This window comes from Canicola haemoglobinophilus (assembly GCF_002015075.1).
Classification (GTDB): Bacteria; Pseudomonadota; Gammaproteobacteria; order Enterobacterales; family Pasteurellaceae; genus Canicola; species Canicola haemoglobinophilus.
Genome location: NZ_MUXZ01000006.1, coordinates 51,387 through 69,983, shown reverse-complemented (window position 1 = coordinate 69,983; position 18,597 = coordinate 51,387). Strand labels below are relative to the sequence as shown.

Below are 18,597 nucleotides of genomic sequence, written 5' to 3'. Positions count from 1 at the left end.
AGGGAGCTTATTTATGCCTTCATTTGATATTGTTTCAGAAATTACCTTACATGAAGTTCGCAATGCAGTAGAAAATGCTAATCGTATATTAAGTACACGTTACGATTTCCGTGGTGTTGAAGCAACAATTGAGTTAAACGAAAAAGCGGAAACTATTAAAGTCACAACAGAATCTGACTTCCAATTAGAACAATTAATTGAAATTCTAATTGGTGCTTGCGTTAAACGTGATATTCAACATAATTCCCTAGATATTCCAACTGATAGCGAACACAGTGGGAAATTGTACAGCAAGGAGATTAAGTTAAAACAGGGAATTGAAACGGATATGGCGAAGAAAATCACCAAATTAATTAAAGATGCCAAGTTAAAAGTTCAAACACAAATTCAAGGTGAACAAGTTCGTGTAACTGGAAAATCAAGAGATGACCTACAGGCAGCAATTCAGTTAGTCAAAAATGCTGAATTAGGTCAGCCATTCCAATTTAATAATTTTAGAGATTAATTTTTCGTTTCCAAATAAAAATTGCCAATAATACATCACATATTATTGGCAATTTTTTATATTAAATACTTACCGCACTTTTAGCCCAAATCTATTGCAATTTGAAGCTAATTGGTACCGAAATGGAACTCGGCAAACCAGCCGGTCTTCGTCCAATATTGCGTGCACTTTGTACTGCACTTAATGCGGCTTTATCTAAATCTTCAGAGCCAGAAGATTTTGCTACGCTTATTTGACTTATGCTTCCGTCAGCACCGATGGTGAAACTAACCGTAACAATTCCTTGTTTACGCATCATTTTCGCTCGTTGTGGGTAACGTTTATGACGCTCAATTTCACGGCGTAATGCACTTTTATAAGCAGAGGTTTCGTCCGTACTATTGCCTGAACCTATCAAATTAGGATTAGAAGTTGTCACTCCACCTAGTCCCATAGCTTGAGAATTTACTTTCGCATCAGAATCAATGTTTCTATCGCCTTTAGGTAAATCTTTTGCTGGTTTTGGTATGGTACGCTCTTTCGATTTCTTTTTCGGTTTTTCTTTTGGCTTTTCTTTCGGTTTCTCTTTTGGTTTTTCTGGCTCTTTCAGTTTTTTCTCTGGCTCAGGCTTAATCGTTGGATCTGCGACTTCTTCTGTAGCTACAAGCTCTGGCTCTTTTACAGGCTCTGGCTCTGCTACGGGTTCAGGTTCCGCTTCTTCCATCACCATACCCATTATCATTTCCATAGAAATATTAGTACCGATCACATCAGCGCTATATCCATTTGCGCTGTCATCTGGTTTAGCCAGCCAAAAAATCCCGCCAATCAATGCACTATGAAACAAAAGCGAGAAGAAAAAGCCAAACCAAGAATGATGTTTCTTCATTATTACTTGCCTTTCTCTTTCATCGTTACAATAGCAACATTTTTGATTTCATTTTTTGCCATAATATCGGTTAGTGTCACGAAATCTTGGAAAGTAGATTTAGCATCAACTTTTAATGTTACTTTTTGAGCTTTATCCCAGGTTGCAATTTCTTGTTCCAATGCCTCAACGGTAATTGGCTTATCATTAAAGAAAATTTCACCTTGTTCAGTAACAGTTAATAATTTTGCTAAATCATCAGATTTAAAAGCAACTGTACTACTTGCTTTTGGCACGTTGACTTGAATTTTCCCTTGAGAAATAAAAGAGGCTGTAATTAATACAATGGCAAGAAGCACCAGCATAATATCAATAAAGGGAATAATATTAATTTCATCGAATTTTTTCACATTATTCACCAATATTTTGTTGACTGTTTAATGCTTTCCATTTCAAACGGTTAACTTCAACTTTACGACCTAAACCGTTGTAAAACACCATAGATGGGATTGCAACAAGAATACCAACTGCAGTTGCTTTTAATGCAAGGGATAAGTTAAGCATGATCGCAGCTGCATCAATATCTCCGCCTGAATTACCTAACTCATAGAAAGTTAACAAAATCCCAATTACTGTTCCTAATAATCCAACATAAGGTGCATTAGAACCAATTGTTGAGATAATCGTTAAATTACGTTTTAGATCAATATCTAATTCATGAATATTGGTATAACTATCTACTTTCATTTTGCTTAAATAAATAAAACGTTCAATAGAGAACCACAGCATAATAAAACTCATTACACCAAGTAAGCCTAAAATGATGTAATCAATGTAGTGATGTAAGAAATTAAATAATTGTGACATTGGATAAAATTTCCTTGTTGATAAAGATTATAAATAAGTTATTGAGAATTACTTTCAATTGAGGAGGGGGAATTTTAACAAATTTTGTCACGAGATCAAATTCTAATAACAAAAAACAATCTTTTTTATATCGCACTTTGATATACGACAAAAATTAGTAAAGAAAATATTATGCAGTTTTTATATTACTCCAGAATAAATAAAGGCGGGTATACACCGCCTTTATTCCTATAGAAATGACAAGTTATTTTAATCTCTTCTTCGCCTCAGCTATCGCCTCTGCGATTCGTAATGGTGAAACCCCACCTTTTGCACAACGTTTATCTAAGCAAGATTGTAAGGATAAAATCTCATAAACATCCTCTTCTACAACATCGCTAAATTGACGAAACTCTTGAATACTTAAATCTTCCAGACCTTTGTGTACTTTAATTGCATATACAACAGTTTCCCCCACAATATGATGAGAGTCACGGAAAGGCACACCTTTATCAACTAGATAATCTGCTAATTCAGTCGCATTAGAATAACCTTTTAATGCAGCTTCTTTGGTTCTTTCAACATTCACTTTAATATCATCTAAGACGAAAGTTGCCATGTCTAAACAATCTTGCCAAGTATCTAAAGCATCGAAAATACCCTCTTTATCTTCTTGCATATCCTTATTGTAAGCAAGAGGCAAACCCTTAACGGTCATTAGCATTCCAGTCAAAGCCCCCACCACACGTCCAGCTTTACCACGAATTAATTCACAAGCATCTGGATTTTTCTTTTGTGGCATTAATGATGAACCGGATGTCACTCTATCCGATAACTCTACGAAATCCGCTTCACCGCTATTAAAAATAATCATATCTTCGGCAAAACGAGAAAGGTGCACCATACTTAAAGAGGCGGTAGAAAGAAGCTCAATAATATGATCACGATCAGAAACACTGTCTAAGCTATTTCTCGTTGCCATCGCAAAACCCAAGTCTTGTGCGAGTACATCTCGATCAATAGCATAAGCCGTTCCAGCTAAAGCACCACTTCCTAAAGGGCATGTATTCATTCGTTGATAAGCATCTTGTAAGCGACTGTAATCACGATCTAGCATCTCGACATAAGCCATACACCAATGGGCGAAGGTAATCGGTTGAGCTCTCTGTAAATGAGTATATCCAGGCATGACCGCATGTTGATTATTTTCTGCAGTGTTCACTAATTTACGCTGTAATTCACGTAAAGAATATTGCAACTCAATAACTCGTTGCTTACACCACATCTTTATATCGACTGCAACTTGATCATTACGACTACGCCCTGTGTGTAACTTTTTACCTAAATTCCCCACTTTATCAATTAATTTGCTTTCAACCCAACTATGAATATCTTCTGCATCATCTTGCAAAATTCCTTGTAGATTTGACCGCACTTCAATGAGCAGTTCCTCGAGTGCTTTTTCTAGTTTTTTTTGCTCCTGTGCTGTTAAAACACCCACTGTCACTAACGCCTTAGACCAACCAATTGATCCCTCAATATCTTGCTCAGCTAAACGATAATCAAAACGTAATGAATCATTAAAATCTTTAAAACGCTTATCTGCTGCTTGTGTAAAACGCCCACCCCAAAGTGCCATAGTAATGTCCTTTTGTTCTCTATTTTTATGGATAAAATTCGCTGCTTATTATCACACCTGAAAAAAGTGCGGTCAATTTTTCTGAAGATTTATGAAAAATAATATAAGGGGTAAAGTAGATGACTAAGCTATCAGTAAAATGAAATAGAGCTGATAATAGCAGGGTGCAGTTCCTAAAAAATCAAGGGCGAATAATATTCGCCCTTCTGAACTTATTGACAAACAATCTTAACAGCTAAGCCACCTTGTGAGGTTTCACGATATTTTGCATTCATATCCTTACCTGTCTCATACATTGTTTCAATCACTTTATCCAAGCTCACTCGTGGAGTTGTAGTTCTACGTAGCGCCATACGGCTAGCATTAATTGCTTTCACCGAGGCAATCGCATTACGTTCAATACAAGGCACTTGAACTTGACCTCCTACTGGATCACAAGTCAAACCTAAGTTATGTTCCATAGCAATTTCTGCAGCCATACAAACTTGCTCTGGGCTCCCCCCAAGAATTTCAGCAAGTCCAGCAGCTGCCATTGAGCAAGCAACCCCAACTTCACCTTGGCAACCCACTTCTGCACCTGAAATCGAGGCGTTCATTTTATAAAGTGAGCCAATCATGCCACAAGCCAGTAAATAACGTTCAATAATTTCTGGCGCTAAAGGCGAAATAAATTTTTCGTAGTAAGCTAAAACAGCTGGCACAATACCACAAGCACCATTAGTTGGAGCAGTAACTACTCGTCCTCCTGCAGCATTTTCTTCATTCACTGCAAGTGCATACATATTCACCCAATCAATGACACGCATTGGATCATTAGATAAATTATTATTTGCTTGGAGTGAACGATATAATGTTGCCGCTCGACGATTTACTTTCAATGGACCAGGTAGCACGCCTTCTGTGTGAATACCATGTTCAATACAATCTTTCATCGTTTGCCAAACTAGCTGCAAGTGATCGCTAAGTTCTTTTTGGCTACGTAAAGCTAATTCATTTCTTAGCATAACACTCGAAAATGCTAAACCATTGTCATTACAATGACGTAAAATATCAGACGCCGTTTTATATGGATAAGGCACATTTATGTCCGTATTTTCTGCTTGACCCAAATGAGCCTCATCAACAATAAATCCACCACCAATGGAATAATAAGTTTGTTGATAAAGCACCTCAGAACCAGCTAAAGCAGTAATTCGCATACCATTTTCATGTAAAGATAAGAAATCATTATGAAAGGCCATATTCTGATCAAAATCAAAAGTAACTGTTTTCTTTCCTTCTGCGATAGGTAAAAGTGCGGTCGCTTTTACTTGCTCAATAAAGTGAGGAATTAAGTCAATATCCACATTATGAGGTAGATAACCAGCTAGTCCCATAATGATCGCAATATCAGTATTATGTCCACGTCCAGTCATAGATAGTGATCCATAGACATCAACATGAATTTTATCAACTTTATCAAATAAATTTTTAGCAAATAAATCATCAATAAATTCTTTACCTGCTTTCATTGGACCAACTGTATGGGAACTAGAAGGACCAACACCCACTTTAAACATATCAAAAACGCTAATCATATTATTTTCTCATAGACAATCCCCTTTTATTCAAAGGGGATTGATAGGTTATAACTAAAAAGAGCCGCGTATTGTACAGGATTTTTTAGATTTTAAAATAGCCCGTAAACAACTGCTGAGATTGCAATAAGTCCCATAATTGTGACAAAAATATTACTTACTTGTCCTTGGTAACGTTTCATTGCAGGAATTTTACGAATTGCATACATCGGCATAATAAATAAGATAGTAGCAATAATTGGTCCACCGAAAGATTCAATCAAACCTAAAATACTTGGGTTAATGATTGCAACCCCCCAAAGTGTTAATAAGAAGAAAAGTGCGGTGCCATAATTTAATTTTTTACGATTAATTTGTTTACCACTATCAGTCATTTTTGTGAACAATCCTTCCAAACCTTCTCTTGCACCTAAATAGTGACCGAAGAATGAGCTCGTAATTGCTAAGAAAGCAACCAATGGACCTAAATAAGAGATATACGGGTTATCAAATTTGTTTGCAAGGAAAGAAAGAATACTAATATTTTGTTGTTTAGCTTGCACTAACTCTTCTGGGCTTAGTGTTAAAACACAGCTAAATACAAAGAACATAACAAAGAATAAAAGGATTGTTGATGTGCCTTTTAATGTTTTGCTTGCATGTAATTCAGCTAATTCTGGATCTTTATATTCACGTTGTTGTGAAAGTGAGAATGCAGAAATCGCTGGAGAATGGTTAAATGAGAAAACTAATACAGGAATAGTAATCCATAATGTGCTTAAGAAACCTTCAACTGTTGGGGTTTCACTTAACATTGACATGTTCCATTCAGGAATTAAATAAATAGATAAAGCAAAAAGAATTGCAACTAATGGGTAAACCAAATATTCCGTTAGTTTTAGCATAATTCTTTCACTCATTAACATCACAGAAATTAATGCTGCAATAAGTACAAAAGAAAGTACCGCTCTTGGAGGAGAAACTAAACCTAATTGGTTAACAATAAAAGAATCAACAGTATTAGTAATACCATTTCCATAAATTAATAAAATAGGGAAAATAGCAAAGAAATATAACAATGTAATTAACTTACCAGCTGTTTTACCAAAATGCTCTTCTACTACTTCAGTAATATCACTGCCAGGTTTAGATGAAGACAAGACAAAACGAGATAACGCTCTATGCGCTAAATAAGTCATAGGGCCAACTAAAATAGCCATAGCGATTAGTGGCCAGAAACCACCTTTCCCTGCATTAATTGGCAAAAATAGAACTCCAGCACCTACTGCTGTACCAAATAAATTTAAGGACCAAATCAAATCAAATTTGTTCCATTTTTTAGATGATTGTTTTGTGGACATAAAAATTTCCCCAATAATATAATTTTTATTTTTAATTCAATGTGATAATTATCTACCATTCTGATAGCGTGGCGAATAATATGCTTATGAAATAAAAATTTCAAATAGATATTTTATAAAATTTAAGGATTTGTGAAATAGATCTAAATTTCAAGGATAAAGTGATTATTTTATAATTTATTTTTAACGGGAAATTAACATTATTTTCATGTTCCGCATGATAAAGCATGAGGCAAAAATAAAATGGAATAAGAAAAAATTTTGGGATAAATCTAATAACCTTCAGAGATGATAGATATAAAAAAACCCAACATAATTGCTGGGTTTTTATAATAACTACTTATTATTCTGCAACAATAACAACGTTTAATGTTACAAATACTTCGCCGTGTAATTGGAAACGAACATCGTGTTCGCCAGTTGTGCGAAGTGGACCTGTTGAAAGGCGAACTTCACTTTTAGCAATTTCAACACCTGCTGCTGTTACAGCTTCAGCAACATCACGAGCAGTGATAGAACCGAATAAACGACCTTCATCACCAGCTTTAGATGTGATAGTAACTGTTGCTAATTCTGCTAATTTAGCTGCACGAGCTTGTGCTACAGCTAAAACTTCTGCTGCTTTAGCTTCTAATTCAGCACGACGACTTTCAAAATATTCAACGTTAGCTTTAGTTGCCATAACTGCTTTACCTTGTGGGATTAAGAAGTTACGAGCAAAACCTGCTTTAACGTCAACTTGCTCACCTACATTACCTAGGTGAGCAATTTTATCTAAAAGAATTACTTGCATTACCGTATTCTCCTTAAATTACTGATGATTGTCAGTGTATGGAAGTAACGCTAAATAGCGTGCGCGTTTGATTGCACGAGCTAATTGACGTTGATACTTCGCACGAGTACCGGTAATACGGCTTGGAACAATTTTGCCGCTCTCTGTGATATAGTTCTTTAAAGTAGCGATATCTTTATAATCAATTTCTACTACATTCTCCGCTGTGAAACGGCAGAACTTACGACGACGGAAATAACGTGCCATTTGGCTAGTCTCCTAATCTATAAATTCGATTTGCTCGGCATGCAATACTAATTGAGTTAAACCATTTTGACTTCGATGTGAAGTGATAAAACCGACAACTAATAATTGCTGACCGACCGTAATGCTTTGAGTTTTCTCTATTAATTGATTGCCACTAATTTGGATTGCTATTTTACACCATGCTTGACGAGTAAAACCTGCCTCTTGTTTATTTGAACGATGTTCTAAATAAAAACGACAATGTTCAATCCCATTTGGGCTCTTATTTCGTTTTGGAAAATCAGCAACTTTGCCAATTAACGCTAAACGATTATCAACCTCTAAATTACTCTTCAGCATCCTCAAAATCGTTGTTTTCAACTTCAGCTAAAGGTTTACGCTCTTCGCGTGCTTTAACCATTGGGGACGCTTCTGTTACGGCGTGCTTAGTACGAATAATTACGTTACGAAGAACTGCGTCGTTGTAACGGAAAGTTGTTTCTAGCTCGTCGATGACTTCTTGAGGCGCTTCTACATTCATTAACACATAATGTGCTTTGTGTAATTTATTAATTGGGTATGCTAATTGACGGCGACCCCAATCTTCTAAGCGATGAATTTGACCGCCAGCTTCTTTTACAGAACCTGTGTAACGTTCAATCATGCCTGGTACTTGTTCGCTTTGGTCCGGGTGAACCATAAACACGATTTCGTAGTGACGCATTACTGCTCCTTACGGGTTAATCAGCCTCCGACTGTAAGACCAGCCACCAATCTTGCGGAAGCAAGGAACGAAAATTAACTATGGCTGTAAGGCTGGCGATTATACAGAGATTAAAAAAAAGCTCAAGTGAAAATAAGCTTGGATAATAAGATTTTTAATCTATTTTGGGATAAATTTTAGTATCAACTATACAGCTCTTTTTACACTGTGGATAAGCCGGTGAATAAGATAAGGATAATGCAAGAATTCAGCTGAAATATTTTGTAAAGATCCTAATAAGATCTTGTACTCAATTCACATTTTCATATTCCTCTCACATTTTATAAAAATAAAACACCTTTAAAAACCACCGCTCTTTTCTAGCTCAAATCTCGTATAGAAAAAATTCAATATTACTTTTCTTGCGCAAAGAATATATTAAAAAAGTAGAGTCTGTGGGTTATTCACTTTCTTTGTGGATAAATTTGTGATTAATGGACAGAAATGAGGAGAATAAAAGAAATCAATATTTTGAAAACCACATAAATTTATTAATTTTTTATTTTATTATCAATAAGATACAAGTTTCATAAAACGATATTTCTGTTGTGTATAAAAAGCCTAATAGCGACAAGGTTATTTTTTAAACAACTCTTTCTAAAAAGAAAAATTTCCGTTTAATCCAAATCACTCAAATACCTTTGCCAATCAAAATACTGACCTGGATCTATTTTTCGTCCTGGTGAAATATGACAATGCCCAACGATACGCTCCTTCGTAATCATCGGATAAGCTAACATAATTTGTTGAGTAAGTTGTTTTAATGCAACATATTGTTCATCAGTAAAAGGTTGCTCATTACTTCCTTCTAATTCAATACCGATAGAAAAATCATTGCATTTCTCTCGCCCTTCAAATGAAGATAATCCAGCATGCCAAGCTCTATCATTAAAATTAACATATTGAGTAATAACGCCTTCACGAGTAATCAGACAATGTGCGGATACTCGAACATCGGCAATAGTTGAAAAATAAGGATGTGCATAAGGGTCAAGTTTTCCTTGGAAGAAATCATCAATATAGGAACCGCCAAATTGCTCTGGAGGAAGACTTATGTAATGAATAACTAAAAGTGAAATATCACTCTTATCTGGACGCTGATCAAAATGTGGAGAGTGCACCTTTTTGGCATCTAAAAGCCAACCTTGGAAGATATTTTTTTGTTTCATGCGCATAAATTATTGTTTTTGCGAGCCTGCTCGCAGAAAAAGTGCGGTCTATTTGTCAGTTGTTTTCAACTTGAACAAACTTTGTCAGCCATTCGGCATTTTTGCATTTCAGTTTTAATAACAAAGGAAAAATTATGAAAACAACGAGTATCTTCTCATCAGCTAAAAAAGGGTTTACCTTAATAGAGCTAATGATCGTGATTGCAATTGTGGCAATTCTCGCTACTATCGCAATTCCGTCATATCAAAATCATACAAAAAAAGCAGCAATTACAGAATTATTGCAAGCCTCTGCACCTTACCGCTCAGAAGTTGAACTTTGTGTGTATAACAATGATGGAGTGACGAATTGTAATGCTGGGACAAATGGAATTCAAGCGCCAGTCACAACCGCAAAAGGAAAAGTAAAATCTATTGCCGTACAAAATGGTGTCATTACTATCATAGGAAATGGAAACCTTAAAGACGTTAGCTACACGCTCACTGCTTCAGGAGATGCTTCAACAGGTGTAACTTGGACAGCAAACTGTAATGGTAAAGCGGAATTATTTCCTGCTGGATTTTGCACATCATCTTCTTCAAACTCACCTTAGCTCATAAATTACGGTGAGTTATGATCTCACCGTTTTCACTAAAAACTCGCTTTCAAAAGAATTTTTCTGCAAAAAAATTGCATAGTTATGCAAAACAATATAGTATCTACTCAAAACCATTAATCATTAAAGCGAGATATTTCATTCACATGACAATTAGCGTTAAAAATTTAAATTTCTTTTATGGTACATCGCAAGCATTATTTGACATTAACCTTACTGCTGAAGATGGAGATACGGTTGTTCTATTAGGTCCAAGTGGTGCAGGAAAAAGTACCTTGATTAGAACCTTAAACTTACTTGAGGTCCCAACATCTGGGGAGTTAAGTATCGCCAATAATAAATTCGATCTTTCGCAAGCAACTGCAAACCCGAAACAAATGCGCCAATTACGCCAAGATGTCGGCATGGTATTTCAACAATACAATTTATGGCCGCACTTAACTGTAATGGAAAATCTTATCGAAGCACCAACTAAGGTTTTAGGTATAGAGAAAGAAAAAGCGAAAGAACAAGCAATCGAATTATTAAAAAGATTACGCTTAGAACAATTTGCTGAAAGATTTCCACTGCATTTGTCAGGCGGACAACAACAACGTGTTGCTATTGCTCGTGCATTAATGATGAAACCACAAGTTTTATTATTTGATGAGCCTACAGCTGCTTTAGATCCTGAAATTACAGCACAAATTGTATCAATTATTCAGGAATTACAAGGAATGGGAATTACACAAGTTATCGTAACTCATGAAGTTGCGGTAGCAAAAAAGGTTGCAACCAAAGTCGTTTATATGGAACAAGGTCGCATCGTTGAAATGGGAGATGCTAGCTGTTTTAATCAACCCGCAACAGAGCAATTTAAACAATATCTATCACACTCACATTAATATTTAAGGACTTTATTATGAAAAAATTACTTTTAGCAACTATGTTAGCTAGCGCAGCTATCAGCGCAAATGCACAAAACATTACTTTTGCTATGGAGCCAAGCTATCCGCCTTTTGAATCAACAAATGAAAAAGGTGAAATTATTGGTTTTGATGTAGATGTTGCAAATGCGATTTGTAAAGAAATCCAAGCAAATTGTAGTTTCAAAGCACAAGCATTTGACGCTTTAATTCCAAGCTTAATTAAAGGTCGTGGCGGTTTTGATGCTGCAATCTCTGCAATTGATATTACTGAAGCTCGTGCAAAACAAGTGGCGTTCTCTGACGCTTATTATGAAAGCTCAGCAAGTTTTATTGCTCTTAAAGATAAAGCTGATTTAGCAACAGCTAAAAATGTTGGTGTACAAAATGGTACAACTTACCAACAGTACATTAATGCTGAAGCTAAACAATATGCATCCAAATCTTATGCAAGTTTACAAGATGCTATCTTAGACTTAAAAAATGGCCGTATTGATATTATTTTTGGTGATACTGATGTATTAAGAGATATGTTAGGCAAAACACCAGAAGCGACATTTGTTGGTGAAAAAGTTACCGACAAGCGTTACTTCAATAATGGTCTAGGTATCGCAGTAAATAAAAAGAATACCGCACTTGTTGAGCAATTAAATAAAGGTATTTCGGCGATCAAAGCAAACGGCGAATACCAAAAAATTTATGATAAATGGATGACTAAATAATTTTATGTTTGTTGATTATTTACCTTTAATGTACACCGCAACCCTAATGACCTTAGGGTTAGCGGTTTGTTCTTTATTACTCGGATTGGCATTATCTATCCTCTTCGTCGTATTAGAAACACACAAATGGCCATGCATACGTAAACCAACGGCAATTATTGTCACATTGCTACGTGGCTTACCTGAAATTCTCGTGGTTTTCCTGATTTATTTTGGCGTACCTGAAATATTAGAGCTTGTCACTGGCGAATATGTAGAATTTGGTGCTTTTGGTTGTGGTGTGGTTGCGCTGTCGATTATTTTTGCTTCTTATGCCTCACAATCTTTACGTGGTGCAATTCAAGCAATTCCATTAGGGCAATGGGAGTCTGGGGCTGCTTTAGGATTAAGCCGTAGTTACACCTTTATCCGCCTGATCATGCCGCAAGTTTGGCGCCATGCTTTACCGGGCTTAAGTAATCAATGGTTAGTATTGCTAAAAGATACCGCACTTGTGTCATTAATTGGTGTTCATGATTTAATGCGACAAGCAGATTTAATTAATACCAACACTCATCAGCCTTTTACTTGGTATGGCTTTGCTGCATTGATTTACTTATTAATTACATTATTTAGCCAATTCATTATTCGTAAACTTGAACTACGAGTAACTCGCTTTGAACGTGCGACAAATTAAGGGATGAGAAATGATTAAAGATTATTTTTTAACAATTGCACAAGGAATTCCAACTAGTTTAATCCTTACTGTCGTTGCATTGATTGTGGCTTTTTTTCTTGCCCTAGCACTTACCTTTATTCTAGCTATGAATAATAAATGGCTGAGCATTCCAGTTAATCTTTTCCTCACAATTTTTACTGGTACACCATTGCTAGTACAGTTTTTCTTAATTTATGCAGGTCCGGGACAATTCCCTTGGATCGTGAATAGCTTTCTATGGCCTTTATTATCAAGTGCATGGTTCTGCGCAATGCTCACATTGGCTTTAAATAGTGCGGCCTATTCTACTCAACTCTTTCATGGAGCAGTAAAAGCGATTTCTAAAGGTCAATGGGAAAGTTGTGCAGCCTTGGGCTTAAGCCGTTGGCAAACGCTTAAAATCCTTATTCCTTATGCACTAAAAAGAGCCTTGCCTTCATATAGCAATGAAATAATCCTTGTCTTTAAAGGAACTTCACTTGCTTCAATTATCACTATTTTGGATATTATGGGATACGCAAGACAACTTTATGGTACAGAATATGATGCACTCACAATTTATGGTATCACAGGCGTCATCTATCTCATTATTACAGGTATCGCGACTTTATTGTTACGCAAGTTAGAAAGTAAAGTCCTTGTCTTTGAGCGTTTAGAAACGGAAAGAGCGTAAAACTTTACGCATTATTTTAGTTATAAAAAAGCCCTCAAAATTCATTTTTTTGAGGGCTTTTAACATGAGAAATATTAGATAAATTAGCGACGTAAACCTAAACGTGCAATTGTTTCTGAATATTTAGCAAGATCTGTACGTTTTAAGTAATCTAAAAGTTTACGACGACGAGAAACCATACGTAATAAACCACGACGACCATGGTGATCTTTTTTATGTGCAGCAAAGTGAGCTTGTAAGTGGTTGATTTGTGCAGTTAATAATGCAATTTGAACTTCTGATGAACCAGTATCTTTTGCATCACGACCAAATTCAGCCACGATAGCAGCTTTTTTTTCTGTACTTAGAGACATGATAAATTCCTTATAATAAAAGGGTTAATGATACATCATTCGCCGATCTCTAACTCAGCGATGACAAGGAGCCCGAATTTTATCTCTCGCTTATAAAAAAAGCAATAAAATAATTAGGGAATTCACTTATTTAAATACAAGCATACGAGATACTAAACCGAGCAAAACAGCTCGGTTTAGTCTTTGAATGTCTACATAAGTGAAATTTTAACTATTGCAACACCGAAATATCTGCTACTTGTAAGAACAGATTTTGTAGGGTGTTTAAAATCGCTAAACGGTTTTGGCGAAGAGCAGGATCTTCCGCATTAACCATTACGTTATCGAAGAAGCTATCCACAGGCTGACGTAAACTTGCGAGCTTATCCAATACCGCAGTGTAATCGCCTTGAGCAATTAACGGTTCCACTTCTGCTTTTAAGCTCAATACCTCTTCCGCTAAGGCTTTTTCTGCAGGTTCTACGCAAGCATTCACATTGACTTCGCCAATAGCGGTTTCTGCTTTCGCCAAAATGTTGCTCACACGTTTATTGGCTGCGGCTAATGCTGCGGCAGCTTCTAAACTACGGAAATGCGATACCGCACGCACACGCGCGTCAAAATCCGCAGGGCGAGTTGGGCGGCGATCAAGGACTGCTTGGATAACATCAACACTAAAGCCTTCGTCTTGATACCAAGCTCTGAAACGACCAAGCATAAAGTCCACCACTTCATCAACCACGTTAGCATTCGTCAGTTTATCGCCGAAAAGAGCGGTCGATTTTTTGACTAAATCTGCAAGATCGAGTGGTAAGTTTTTCTCAACGATGATGCGTAACGCCCCCAATGCTGTACGACGTAATGCGAATGGGTCGGCACTGCCTTTTGGTTGCTGACCGATGCCGAAAATTCCTGTAAGCGTGTCGAATTTGTCCGCTAAAGCTACCGCACTTGCTACTAATGATTTTGGCAATTCATCGCCCGCAAAACGTGGCATATATTGTTCGTTCAATGCCACCGCCACTTCTTCATCTTCGTCATCGTGACGAGCATAGTGCATCCCCATTACGCCTTGGGTATCGGTAAATTCAAACACCATATTGGTCATCAAGTCGCATTTAGAGAGCAAGCCAGCACGTTTCGCTTTGGCTTCGTCTGCACCGATTTGTTTCGCAATTTCCCCTGCAAGCTGTTCAATGCGAGCGGTTTTGTCACGCAATGTGCCAAGCTGTTGTTGGAATAAAACGGTTTCCAATCGTGGAAGTTGGTCTTCTAAACGCTGTTTTAAGTCAGTTTTGAAGAAGAACTCTGCATCGGTTAAACGTGGGCGAACCACTTTTTCGTTTCCTTCAATAATCTTGCTTGGATCTTCAGGATTGATATTCGATACAAAGATAAAGTGCGGTAATAATTTGCCCTCTTTGTCATAAATCGGGAAGTATTTTTGGTCACCTTTCATGGTGTAAACCAAGGCTTCCGCTGGCACAGCAAGGAAACGTTCTTCAAACTTCGCTGCCAATACATTTGGATATTCCACCAAGGAAGTCACTTCATCTAATAAGTCGTCTTCAATGTCCGCAACGCCGCCAAGAGCGGTCGCTTTTTGTTGAGATTTTGCAAAAATTTCCGCACGACGCTCGTTGAAATCAGCAATCACTGAGCCTTTTTCTTTGAGTAGCTGTGGATACTGATCGGCGTTGTCGATTTGAAATTCAGGCTCGCCAAGGAAGCGGTGACCACGAATAGTACGACCGCTTGCCACGCCTAAAATTTCGCCTTCAATTAACTCTGCCCCGAACAGTAAAGTCACCGTATGCACAGGGCGAACGAACTGTTCGGTTTTATCGCCCCAACGCATTGTTTTCGGGATAGGCAACTTCGCCAAAGCATTGCTGATAATGCCTGCCAGCAAGTTTTTGGTCGGCTGACCTTCAATCACCGCACGATGCACAAGCCATTCGCCTTTGTCGGTGGCGATACGCTCTGCCTGCTCAACGGCAATGCCACAGCCTTTCGCCCAGCCTTCTGCCGCTTTGGTTGGCTTGCCTTCTGCATCAAACGCCGCCGACACCGCCGGTCCACGCTTTTCAACTTCTTTGCTCGGCTGACTCTCCGCCAAACCTAACACTTTCACCGCCAAACGGCGAGGGGCTGCAAACCATTCTACTTTGTCAAAAGCCAACCCCGCTTGGTTTAACTCTTGCTCTACATTCTCCGCAAATGCGGTCGCTAATTTTTTGAGTGCCTTCGGTGGCAACTCTTCAGTGCCGATCTCGGCGAGGAAGTTTTGTGTTGTCATTTTTTTCTCGTTATATTTCAAAAGGTATATTAAATCATCGTTTAAACTATCTAATCCAGTTAGTATCATCCTTAATTTTTAGAATATCATCTTTTAAAGTTGGCTCTTCACTATAAGAGCCTCTTTTCTCTGATATTTGGTGTTTAATAAAAGCAAGATCTTCTTTTAGAGTTGTTTTTTTATCTTCTTTTTTATCTAAATAGCCATAATAACTCGAATTTTTATTCTCTATTGGTTTATTTAGCTGGAATTCATCATTAAAGACATCTCTAAATGAGATTAAATTCTGATTTATTTCTGATAAATTTCTCTCCAATCTTGATATTTCTCTTTCTATTTCTACAGCTTTATTTTGTAGTGACACTAAAGAAACGTCTTTATCATTTTCATTACTAGCTATTATTTGAGATATTTTATATTGAGTATTCCAAATACTATCTTTAATATAAGATAAATCATTAACTAAGGTAAAAACAACAACCCCTGTTAAAAGTAAAGTTGTACCAGATAGTCCTAATGATAATTTAGCTAGTTTTTCATTTCTTTCTATCTGTTTATTTAATAAAGTCTCTATAGTTTAGTTTCTTCAGCATTAATATTTTCTTTTTCCATAAAATCTCCTTAAGATAATGAACCTATGAAAAATAATGAATAGCCTCAATGCCACTCAATTGTTTAAGTAGTAGCTCTAAGATTGTTTTGCAAAATTCTCTAAATTTGTCTACTTATTTATTCTCTCACTTCGCAATCCTTGTCTGCCATCAAGCTCAATCACTAATTTCGCTTTCACACAATAAAAATCAACAATATAAGTTAAAAGCGATTTTTGGCGATTAAATCTGAAACCGAGTTGATCATTACTCAATCGTGCCCATAATTTCTTTTCTGCATCCGTTTGAGTTGAACGTGACTTTTTTGCATTTGGCTTTAATGATTTTGTATAAGGTTTCATTTGCAAAACTCCCACTAAATCTAACCGCTCGTATCATTCCACCAACGCCCTGGCTCGTTCAATCTGTTCCTTCAACTCCGACTCAGTCGGCAAATAAGGCAAATACTTGGCACTGAAAATCTGTTTTCTATCAGTAAGCACCGAGTATTTTGCCACAGCTTCGCTCTGTTCACTACAAAGGACTAGCCCGATGGTTGGGTTATCACTTTGATCTTTGATTTGCTCGTCAAACAGTCGGACGTAAGTATCCATTTGCCCAATATCTTGGTGTCTGAGTTTGCCTATTTTAAGATCAATCAACAAAAAGCATTTGAGCTTGAAGTTGTAAAACACTAAGTCGATGTAGAAATCTTCATCATCAAAGCGTATGCGTTTTTGGCGTTCTACAAAAGCGAAGCCCTTACCTAGCTCTAGTAAAAACTGCTGTAAATTGCTGATAATCGCTTGCTCAACATTGCTTTCTTGGTAACTTTTGTCTTGTAAATTGAGAAAATCCAAAATATAAGGATCTCGCAAATAATCTTGAATATTCTCTTTTAACGGCTCGATTTTTGTTTGAGCTTCGGCAACAACCGCACTATCATTTTGGCTTGCTAATAAGCGTTCGTAATAAAGGACGGAAATTTGGCGATCAAGAGCTTTTACTGACCAATTATTTTCAATCGTTTCATTAAGATACCATTGTCGTGCAATTGGATTTTCCACTCTAATTAAACGTCGATAATGGGTCCAACTTAATTCGGGTCTCACTGAGTCCCGAATTGGAAATGTGAGATAAAACTGCCGCATTTTGCGTAAATTACGCTCATCAAATCCTTTGCCAAACATTGTGGTTAGACGCTCAGAAACTGTTTTTAACACATATTTGCCATATTCAGCCCGCTCTTTGCCCTGTTGTTCATCTTCCACCAATAAACGACCGATTTCCCAATAGCTTTGCACCATCGCACTATTCACTGTCTGGCGAACTTGGCTACGGGCTTGTTGGATTATTTTGACAATATTGCCAATAAGCTGATTTTGCGTGGGCTGTAAGTCGTTCATTTGCAAAATTTCTCTAAAATTTAGCTGCTTGTTAAATTAACTTTTAAGGATAACTTACTTTATTATCCGTTATTTTTAATGCTTTTTCTTGCTGTAATTGATTAATGACTTTAAGCAAAATACTTTCAGCTTCAGTTTTACTCATAGGTCTAAGACAACTTTGATTATGAATACTATTTTTTAAACTGGCTAATTTAGCAGGTAAATGCTGTTTTTTCGTTTTTGTGATAAAGGCTTTATATTCACTAACCACCTGATTTATTTTCTCTTTTTCAGCATTATTTACAGATGGTATTTTAGGCAGTGTTTCTGAAGTAAGCGATTTACGAAAACAAATTCTAGGTTCTTTTTGATGTTGCATAAAATAACAAATTCCATCGTAACCTTTATCTTGCGATAAAATATGAAATTCAATATTTTTATCTGTGGTAACATCTAATTTTCCTAAATAATAAGTCAGATGGAAATCAACATTATTTTTAGCAATATCTTTAACGGTAATAAGAGTTAAATGAATTTCATCATTAAATTTCTCACTTAATCTGATATCCGTTTGATTTTGTGAGGCACCAATAAATAAAAATATACGATCATATTCTTGTAATGATAAACCATCTAAAGAATTGATATTTTCATAATCTATGAAAGCATATTTCATTGAAGCCTCCCCATT

At 36.6% G+C, this 18,597-nt stretch carries 22 protein-coding genes and 1 pseudogene; 6 read left to right on the top strand and 17 right to left on the bottom strand.

The genetic code is table 11. From position 1 onward, the window contains the following. Positions 1-13: 13 nt before the first annotated feature. Positions 14-505: a YajQ family cyclic di-GMP-binding protein gene (locus tag B0186_RS02425; RefSeq protein ID WP_078217809.1), complete on the top strand. Its 492-nt coding sequence runs from the start codon at positions 14-16 to the stop codon at positions 503-505. Positions 506-596: 91 nt separating this feature from the next. Here B0186_RS02425 and B0186_RS02420 read toward each other — a convergent pair whose 3' ends face one another. From B0186_RS02420 to ampD, 11 genes are all read right to left on the bottom strand, one after another. After that, the gene (locus B0186_RS02420) at positions 597-1,376 is read right to left on the bottom strand and encodes an energy transducer TonB (protein ID WP_407919728.1); all 780 of its coding nucleotides are present in this window, start codon (positions 1,374-1,376) and stop codon (positions 597-599) included. Further along, positions 1,376-1,762 (bottom strand): TonB system transport protein ExbD, encoded by a 387-nt coding sequence (gene exbD, locus B0186_RS02415; protein ID WP_078217807.1) that lies wholly within the window; start codon positions 1,760-1,762, stop codon positions 1,376-1,378. The genes B0186_RS02420 and exbD overlap by 1 nt, the downstream gene beginning before the upstream one ends. Position 1,763: 1 nt before the next feature. Beyond that, positions 1,764-2,219 carry a TonB-system energizer ExbB gene (gene exbB, locus B0186_RS02410; protein ID WP_078217806.1) on the bottom strand — a complete coding sequence of 152 codons (456 nt, stop codon included), beginning with the start codon at positions 2,217-2,219 and terminating at the stop codon, positions 1,764-1,766. 244 nt (positions 2,220-2,463) lie between these two features. Next, positions 2,464-3,837 carry an argininosuccinate lyase gene (gene argH, locus B0186_RS02405; RefSeq protein ID WP_078217805.1) on the bottom strand — a complete coding sequence of 458 codons (1,374 nt, stop codon included), beginning with the start codon at positions 3,835-3,837 and terminating at the stop codon, positions 2,464-2,466. Between the two features lie 212 nt (positions 3,838-4,049). Continuing rightward, positions 4,050-5,414, bottom strand: a complete 1,365-nt coding sequence (locus B0186_RS02400) for an L-serine ammonia-lyase (RefSeq protein WP_078217804.1) — start codon at positions 5,412-5,414, stop codon at positions 4,050-4,052. A 92-nt stretch (positions 5,415-5,506) separates the two neighbouring features. Beyond that, the gene (locus B0186_RS02395; protein ID WP_078217803.1) at positions 5,507-6,754 is read right to left on the bottom strand and encodes an HAAAP family serine/threonine permease; all 1,248 of its coding nucleotides are present in this window, start codon (positions 6,752-6,754) and stop codon (positions 5,507-5,509) included. Positions 6,755-7,097: 343 nt separating this feature from the next. Further along, on the bottom strand, positions 7,098-7,547 hold the full coding sequence (gene rplI, locus B0186_RS02390; RefSeq protein ID WP_078217802.1) for a 50S ribosomal protein L9: 450 nt from the start codon (positions 7,545-7,547) through the stop codon (positions 7,098-7,100). Between the two features lie 18 nt (positions 7,548-7,565). Further along, positions 7,566-7,793 (bottom strand): 30S ribosomal protein S18, encoded by a 228-nt coding sequence (gene rpsR, locus B0186_RS02385; RefSeq protein ID WP_005759927.1) that lies wholly within the window; start codon positions 7,791-7,793, stop codon positions 7,566-7,568. 12 nt (positions 7,794-7,805) lie between these two features. Then, positions 7,806-8,132, bottom strand: a complete 327-nt coding sequence (gene priB, locus B0186_RS02380; protein WP_078217801.1) for a primosomal replication protein N — start codon at positions 8,130-8,132, stop codon at positions 7,806-7,808. Next, the gene (gene rpsF, locus B0186_RS02375) at positions 8,119-8,496 is read right to left on the bottom strand and encodes a 30S ribosomal protein S6 (protein WP_078217800.1); all 378 of its coding nucleotides are present in this window, start codon (positions 8,494-8,496) and stop codon (positions 8,119-8,121) included. The genes priB and rpsF overlap by 14 nt, the downstream gene beginning before the upstream one ends. 656 nt (positions 8,497-9,152) lie before the next feature. Next, positions 9,153-9,710, bottom strand: coding sequence for a 1,6-anhydro-N-acetylmuramyl-L-alanine amidase AmpD (gene ampD, locus B0186_RS02370; protein ID WP_078217799.1), 558 nt, complete (start codon positions 9,708-9,710; stop codon positions 9,153-9,155). A gap of 128 nt (positions 9,711-9,838) precedes the next feature. Here ampD and ppdD point away from each other — a divergent pair, with 128 nt between their 5' ends. The 5 genes from ppdD to artM all read left to right on the top strand — a co-directional run bounded on the left by ppdD (position 9,839) and on the right by artM (position 13,297). Continuing rightward, a complete protein-coding gene (ppdD, locus tag B0186_RS02365) occupies positions 9,839-10,297 on the top strand; it encodes a prepilin peptidase-dependent pilin (protein WP_078217798.1) in 459 nt (152 codons plus the stop codon). A gap of 149 nt (positions 10,298-10,446) precedes the next feature. Further along, positions 10,447-11,184: an arginine ABC transporter ATP-binding protein ArtP gene (gene artP, locus B0186_RS02360; protein ID WP_078217822.1), complete on the top strand. Its 738-nt coding sequence runs from the start codon at positions 10,447-10,449 to the stop codon at positions 11,182-11,184. A 17-nt stretch (positions 11,185-11,201) separates the two neighbouring features. Next, positions 11,202-11,927, top strand: coding sequence for a transporter substrate-binding domain-containing protein (locus B0186_RS02355; RefSeq protein WP_078217797.1), 726 nt, complete (start codon positions 11,202-11,204; stop codon positions 11,925-11,927). A 4-nt stretch (positions 11,928-11,931) separates the two neighbouring features. Next, entirely contained in the window at positions 11,932-12,603 is a 672-nt protein-coding gene (artQ, locus tag B0186_RS02350) for an arginine ABC transporter permease ArtQ (RefSeq protein WP_078217796.1), read from the top strand. Positions 12,604-12,613: 10 nt separating this feature from the next. Further along, positions 12,614-13,297 (top strand): arginine ABC transporter permease ArtM, encoded by a 684-nt coding sequence (artM, locus tag B0186_RS02345; RefSeq protein WP_078217795.1) that lies wholly within the window; start codon positions 12,614-12,616, stop codon positions 13,295-13,297. Positions 13,298-13,380: 83 nt separating this feature from the next. Here artM and rpsO read toward each other — a convergent pair whose 3' ends face one another. The 6 genes and pseudogenes from rpsO to B0186_RS02315 all read right to left on the bottom strand — a co-directional run bounded on the left by rpsO (position 13,381) and on the right by B0186_RS02315 (position 18,582). Continuing rightward, the gene (gene rpsO, locus B0186_RS02340) at positions 13,381-13,650 is read right to left on the bottom strand and encodes a 30S ribosomal protein S15 (RefSeq protein ID WP_078217794.1); all 270 of its coding nucleotides are present in this window, start codon (positions 13,648-13,650) and stop codon (positions 13,381-13,383) included. A gap of 211 nt (positions 13,651-13,861) precedes the next feature. Then, positions 13,862-15,928, bottom strand: coding sequence for a glycine--tRNA ligase subunit beta (gene glyS / locus B0186_RS02335; RefSeq protein ID WP_078217793.1), 2,067 nt, complete (start codon positions 15,926-15,928; stop codon positions 13,862-13,864). A 46-nt stretch (positions 15,929-15,974) separates the two neighbouring features. Further along, on the bottom strand, positions 15,975-16,292 hold the full coding sequence (locus B0186_RS02330) for a hypothetical protein (RefSeq protein WP_078217792.1): 318 nt from the start codon (positions 16,290-16,292) through the stop codon (positions 15,975-15,977). A 387-nt stretch (positions 16,293-16,679) separates the two neighbouring features. Continuing rightward, positions 16,680-16,880 (bottom strand): annotated as a pseudogene (locus B0186_RS02325) (endonuclease domain-containing protein); the annotation flags it as partial. A gap of 33 nt (positions 16,881-16,913) precedes the next feature. Further along, positions 16,914-17,924, bottom strand: a complete 1,011-nt coding sequence (locus B0186_RS02320; protein ID WP_078217790.1) for a PDDEXK nuclease domain-containing protein — start codon at positions 17,922-17,924, stop codon at positions 16,914-16,916. A 43-nt stretch (positions 17,925-17,967) separates the two neighbouring features. Further along, positions 17,968-18,582, bottom strand: a complete 615-nt coding sequence (locus B0186_RS02315; RefSeq protein ID WP_078217789.1) for a PIN domain-containing protein — start codon at positions 18,580-18,582, stop codon at positions 17,968-17,970. Positions 18,583-18,597 lie beyond the last annotated feature (15 nt).